Annotated in this window: 7 protein-coding genes, 1 pseudogene and 1 riboswitch; of the genes and pseudogenes, 5 read left to right on the forward strand and 3 right to left on the reverse strand. The window is 67.2% G+C overall.

Going from position 1 to position 5,660, the window contains the following annotated elements; genetic code table 11:
* The 3 genes and pseudogenes from PVW46_RS14395 to PVW46_RS14405 all read right to left on the reverse strand — a co-directional run.
* Window positions 1-142 (reverse strand): annotated as a pseudogene (locus PVW46_RS14395) (fumarylacetoacetate hydrolase family protein); the annotation flags it as partial.
* Between the two features lie 32 nt (window positions 143-174).
* Window positions 175-1,179, reverse strand: coding sequence for an aldo/keto reductase (locus tag PVW46_RS14400; protein WP_069209571.1), 1,005 nt, complete (start codon window positions 1,177-1,179; stop codon window positions 175-177).
* A 65-nt stretch (window positions 1,180-1,244) separates the two neighbouring features.
* The gene (locus PVW46_RS14405; protein ID WP_043146472.1) at window positions 1,245-1,934 is read right to left on the reverse strand and encodes a D-lyxose/D-mannose family sugar isomerase; all 690 of its coding nucleotides are present in this window, start codon (window positions 1,932-1,934) and stop codon (window positions 1,245-1,247) included.
* Between the two features lie 132 nt (window positions 1,935-2,066).
* Window positions 2,067-2,269: riboswitch (cobalamin riboswitch) on the forward strand.
* Between the two features lie 128 nt (window positions 2,270-2,397).
* Here PVW46_RS14405 and PVW46_RS14410 point away from each other — a divergent pair.
* The 5 genes from PVW46_RS14410 to PVW46_RS14430 all read left to right on the forward strand — a co-directional run.
* The gene (locus PVW46_RS14410; protein WP_223306315.1) at window positions 2,398-3,195 is read left to right on the forward strand and encodes a DUF4198 domain-containing protein; all 798 of its coding nucleotides are present in this window, start codon (window positions 2,398-2,400) and stop codon (window positions 3,193-3,195) included.
* Window positions 3,196-3,201: 6 nt separating this feature from the next.
* Window positions 3,202-3,819, forward strand: coding sequence for a cobalt transporter CbiM (gene cbiM / locus PVW46_RS14415; RefSeq protein WP_069209570.1), 618 nt, complete (start codon window positions 3,202-3,204; stop codon window positions 3,817-3,819).
* A complete protein-coding gene (locus PVW46_RS14420; RefSeq protein WP_043146474.1) occupies window positions 3,816-4,397 on the forward strand; it encodes a NikL family nickel/cobalt ECF transporter subunit in 582 nt (193 codons plus the stop codon). The genes cbiM and PVW46_RS14420 overlap by 4 nt, the downstream gene beginning before the upstream one ends.
* Entirely contained in the window at window positions 4,394-5,182 is a 789-nt protein-coding gene (gene cbiQ, locus PVW46_RS14425; RefSeq protein WP_083242290.1) for a cobalt ECF transporter T component CbiQ, read from the forward strand. Before PVW46_RS14420 ends, cbiQ begins: the two co-directional genes overlap by 4 nt.
* A partial coding sequence (locus tag PVW46_RS14430) for an energy-coupling factor ABC transporter ATP-binding protein (RefSeq protein WP_274576354.1) occupies window positions 5,179-5,660 on the forward strand: 482 nt, incomplete at its 3' end. The genes cbiQ and PVW46_RS14430, both read left to right, overlap by 4 nt.

The raw sequence follows: 5,660 nt of genomic DNA on the forward strand, positions 1-5,660 counted from the left end.
CGCGGTCCGGGTCCTTGCCCATCTCGCGCACATGGGCGGCATAGTTGCGCCCGACGCAAAAGATCCGGCGCACCGGGAAACGCGCCGCGCTGCCTGCGACGGCGGCACCGGCCTGCGGCGCGGGCGGGAAAACGTAATCCATGTCAACTGTCCTCGTGTTTGGGAAGGCCGGGCTCAGCCATAGGATTCCGGGCCGATCCACTGCTCTGCCGAATAGCGCGACCCATGCGCCCAGCCCAGCGGCAGGCGGCGCTCGATCTCGGCCTTGAGGTCGTCGCCCAGCATCATCGAGGCCCCGCGCACCAGTTCGTGCAGGTGCCCCGGGCTGCGGGTGCCGGGGATCGCGTGCACCGTCCGCCCCTGCGACAACACCCAGGCGATGGCCAGCGTCGCCGTGGCGTAACCCGCCTCTGCGGCCAGGTCGCGCAAGCCGTGGCTGGCGGCGATGTTGCGTTCCAGGTTGCCGCCGATGAAGCGCGGATTGACCTTGAGGAACGCCGCCGCCGCCACCCGTTCCGGCGTCGGCGGCGTATCGGACAAGAGCGCCCGCCCCACCGGCGAAAAGGCAACCAGCGCGGTGCCCAGCTCTTCGCAGGCCTGCAACAGGCCCATCTCGGGCAGGCGCGTCTGCAATGAATACTCCGATTGCACGGCGGCCACCGGATGCACGGCGGCGGCGCGGCGCAGGCTGGTGGGGGCGATCTCGGAATAGCCGAAAGAGGCGATCTTGCCCTTGCGGATCAGCGCCGCCAGCGACTCCGTCACCTCCTCGATCTCGATCCGGGGATCGCGGCGGTGGACGTAGAACAGGTCGACCCGCTCCAGCCCCAGCCGTTGCAGGCTCTTGTCCAGCTCCGCTTCAAGGTGGGCGGCGGTATTGTCGAAAATGCGCGCGCCCGTGTCCGGGTCGCGGGTGATCCCGGCCTTGGTGGCGATGCGGAACGGGGTGCCGCCCTTGCCCGCGTAGCGTTTCAGGAAGCTGCCGATGATCTCTTCGGATTTGCCCATGCCATAGACGTTCGAGGTGTCGATGTGATCGACCCCGGCGTCCAGCGCCGCATCCAGCACCGCGTGGCTCTCGTCCTCGCTCACCGCGCCGTAAAAGCCCGCAAAGGACATCGCCCCGATGCCCAGCGCCGATACCTCCGGCCCGCCCTGTCCTAGTGCCCGTCTCAGCATGTCCTGCCCCCTCTTGCCGACGGGCGCAGAGTGGCGCCCGCCTCCCGCATTGGCAAGTCCCGGCCTCAGGCCCCCAGCCAGGCCTTGTAGTCGCTGACCAGCAGGTGCAGCGGCGCCTCGTCCTCTTCGATGTCGGAAAAGCGCCCGATCGGTTCACGAAAGATGTTGTCGGTCTCGTCGTCGTTCACGGTGCTGACCTCGCCGATCAGCACGTCGCCGCCCTCGCCCCAGAAGGCGTGCCAGTCGCCGGGCCGCAGGGTCACGCTTTCGCCCGGCGCCAGTTGCAGCTTTTCGCCCGCCACATAGTCGTGCACGATCCCGTCACACATCACGGTGCCGCCGCGATCCTCGGCAAAATTGCCCTGGTCGTCAGATCCGTACAGCTCCACCACCAGTGTCGCGCCGCCCCGGTTGATGATGTCCTCGGCCTTGATGACATGGGTGTGCATCGGCGAAAGCTGGTCCTGTTTCGAGATCAGCAGCTTTTCCGCGTAGCACATCCCCCGCCCCGAGGTCAGGTCCGACAGCAGCCCGTTGCGCAGGGTGAACAGGAACAGCCCCATCTCGTCATAGCGCCCGGCGCCATAGTCGGTGATGTCCCAACCACAACGAGAGTCGATGACATGCCGCGCCGCGCCCGCCTGCGCCACGAAGGCCTCTGGCGACCATTGCGCAAAGGGCGGCAGGGTGAACCCGTGGCGACGGATCATCTCGTCCGCCTCCGTCATGATGGCGTTGATGCGTGACCGTTTCATGCCCCAGTCCTCCCGTTAGCGATAGCGGCTTTGTGACAGCTATCCGCCACCGACTCGGTTCCGTCAACCAACTACCCGAACGAGGGACCGCGCATGTCACTTTGACCATTGCCCCGCATTGGCGAACCTGTCACACACAGAACCGTGACCGGTCCCGGAAAGGCGACTTTCCGGGGGAAAGAGGGAATGCCGTGCGGCGCATCCGCGCCAATCCGGCAACTGCCCCCGCAACTGTAAGCGGAGAGCCGGGCCAAGACGCCACTGGAGCAATCCGGGAAGGCAGGCCCAGGCAACGACCCGCGAGTCAGGAGACCTGCCGGACACCCGCGGCCCAGATGGCCACGGCTCCACCGGACGTCGGGGTGAGCGTCTGGCCTGTGTCCTGTTCGGACCCCGGCCGCCTTGTCCCACGTCTCCACCGCATTGCGCCGGGGATGGCGCAGACTGGACAAGGACGATATCAGTGACTTTTTTTACCCTCGGAAAACAGGCCCTTGTTGGCGCGCTCCTGGCGTTGCCCACGGCGGCACCCGCGCATTTCCTGCTGGAATACACCACCGACGCGCTGATCGACCGTCCCGGTGACGTGCCGGTCAAGCTGGTGTTCTGGCACCCCTTCGAAAACGGCCATGTTATGGACCTGGAGCGCCCGCAGGAGTTCTATGTCATCCATCGCGGCGAAAAGACCGACCTGATGGACACGTTGCAGCCGATCACCTTTACCGGCGCCAGCAATTCCGCTGCCGCCTTCCTGGGTTCGGTCCCGGTGAAACGGTCTGGCGACTATGTGCTGGTGACGGTGCCCCAGCCCTATTTCGAGGAATCCGAGGACAAGTACATCCAGCAGTTCACCAAGTCCGTGCTGAACCGCAACACGCTGCCGACCGACTGGATGGCGCCCGTGGGCCTGCCCACCGAGATCCTGCCCCTGAACAAGCCCTACAACATCATCGCCGGGTCCACCTTCACCGGGCAGGTGCTGGCCGATGGTGAACCCGTCGCCGGCGCGGAAATCGAGATCGAGTACATGGCGGCCGAACCGGACATGGACGGATCCGCCGCCACCGCCCCCGTGGCCAGCCCGCCGCCCGGAGGGGCCGTCGTGGCGATCTCGGACGCCAACGGCTATTTCACCTTCGGCATCCCCAAGGCCGGGTACTGGGGCTTTGCCGCCCTCGGGTCCGGTCCGGCGACCGAGCATGAGGGCAAGGAGCTGAGCCAGGACGCAGTCCTCTGGATCCGCGCCTGGGAACTGGAGTAACCCAAGATGCACATCGTCGACGGAGCCCTCTCGAACCCGGTCGTCATCGGCGGCGCCGTGGCGGCGGCGGGCGGCATTGCCCTGGGTCTGCGCGCCCTGCCGCTGGACCGTATCCCGGCGGCAGGCGTGCTCTCGGCCAGTTTCTTCGTGACCTCGCTGATCCATGTGCCCGTGGGTCCGTCGTCGGTGCATCTCATCCTCAACGGTCTGGCCGGGCTGATCCTCGGCTGGGCCGCCTTCCCGGCGCTGTTCGTCGGCCTGGTGCTGCAGGCGGTCTTTTTCGGCTTTGGCGGGCTGACCGTGCTGGGCGTGAACACCGTCAACATTGCCCTTGCGGCGGTCCTCGTCGGGCTGGTCTTCCGCCCGCTGATCCTGCGCGGCGGTCCTGTCGGGGCGGCGATCTGGGGCGGCATCGGCGGGGCCTGCGCCACCGCCCTGACGACGCTCTTCGTGGCCCTCTCGCTGATGTTCTCGGGCGACGAATTCCTCGCCGTCGCGCACCTTGTCTTTGTCGCCCACCTGCCGATCATGGTCATCGAGGGCCTGTTGACCGGCTTTGCGGTCCTGCTGGCGCGCAAGGTCAAACCGGACCTTTTCCTGTCGATGAAGGAGGCCGAGGCATGATCCGGCTGGCGCTTGTCCTCTGCCTGCTGGCCCTGCCCGTCCCGGCACTGGCACACAAGGTCATCGCCGCCGTCTTCCCCTCTGGCAGCGCCATCGAGGGCGAAATCGGCTTTTCCAACGGCGACATGGCCACCGACCAGCCGGTCGAGGTCTATGGTCCCGACGGCACGCTGCTGGGTGAGACCGTGACCGACGCCGACGGGTTTTTCATCTTCGCGCCGACCGAACCCGTCGCCCATACCTTCCGCTCGGACCTCGGCGCCGGGCACCTGGCCAATGTGACCATGCCTGCCGAAGAGGTCGCCCGCATCCTTGGCGTCGCCGCGCCGGAACCTGCGGCGCCCGCCCCCACGACGGCACCCGCCGCCCCCGGCCTCGCGCTTTCGGATGCCGACCGCACCGAGATCGCCCGCATCGTCCGCGACGAGATGCGCCCCCTGCGCCGCGAGATCGCCGCCTACCGCGAAAAGAACGACCTGCAGACCATCCTAGGCGGCATGGGCTATATCCTCGGGCTGTTCGGGCTGGGTTTCTACATCGCCGCCCGGCGCCAGCTCAAATCGCAGGCCGGGGCGTGACGCATATCCTGTCGAACACCAGCGCCGCCCTGCCCGGTGACGGCCCCCGCCGCGGCCCCGGCCCCATCGCCGCGCTGGACCCGCGCGTGCGCATCCTGTCCGCCATCGCCTATGGCGTCTTCGTGGTGGCGCTGGACAACCTGGTCGCGCTGACCGCCGCGCTGGCCCTGTCCCTGACCCTGCTGGCGCTGTCGCGCCTGCCCCCGGCAAGGACGCTGAAACGTGTCGCGATGGTCGACGGGTTCATCCTCTTCATGCTGCTGCTCCTGCCCTTCACCGTGCCCGGCGACCCGATCTTCACCCTCTGGGGCTATCCTGCCTCCTGGCAGGGGTTTGCCCGCGCCATCCAGATCGGCCTGACCGCCAATGCCGTGGTCCTCGCCCTCATCACCCTCGTCGGCACGATGGAGCCGGTGACGCTGGGCCACGCGCTCTACCGCCTGAAGACCCCGGAAACCCTGGTGCACCTGATGATGTTCACTATCCGCTACGTCGAGGTGCTGCGCCAGGAATACCTGCGCCTGCGCGCCGCGATGAAGGTGCGCGGCTTTCGCCCCGGCACCAACTGGCACAGCTACCGCAGCTTCGGCTACCTGGTCGGGATGATGATGGTGCGCGCCATCGAGCGTTCCGAACGCCTGCTGGGCGCGATGAAATGCCGTGGATTCTCGGGCCGGATCGTGCTTTTGCAAGAGTTCCGCTGTACCCGTGCCGACGCGCTCTTTGCGCTGGTTCTCTTCGGCACCTTCACCCTGCTGCTGACACTGGAATTGACGCTGCGATGATCGAACTGGACGATCTGCACTTTGCCTATCCCGGCCAGCCCCCGGTGCTGAACGGCGCCTCGATGCGCCTTGGCCCCGGCGAGCGGCTGTCCCTGACCGGCCCCAACGGCGCCGGCAAGTCGACGCTTCTGCGGATGATCCTCGGGCTGCAACGGCCCACCTCTGGCACGGTCACCATCTTCGACCGGGCCCGCAGCCGCGAAAAGGACTTCCACGAGGTCCGCCGCCGCATCGGGCTGGTGTTCCAGGACCCCGACGATCAGCTGTTCTGTCCCACCGTGGCCGAGGACGTGGCCTTTGGCCCCCTGAACCTGGGCAAGAGCCGGGACGAGGCGCTGGCCGTGGTCGAACAGACCCTCATGGTGCTCGACCTGCTGCACCTGCGCGACCGTGTCACGCATAAACTGTCGGGCGGCGAGAAACGCCTCGTGACCCTCGCCACGGTCCTCGCCATGTCGCCCGAGGTGCTGCTGCTGGA

This window comes from Mameliella sp. AT18, assembly GCF_028807275.1.
Classification (GTDB): domain Bacteria; phylum Pseudomonadota; class Alphaproteobacteria; order Rhodobacterales; family Rhodobacteraceae; genus Antarctobacter; species Antarctobacter albus.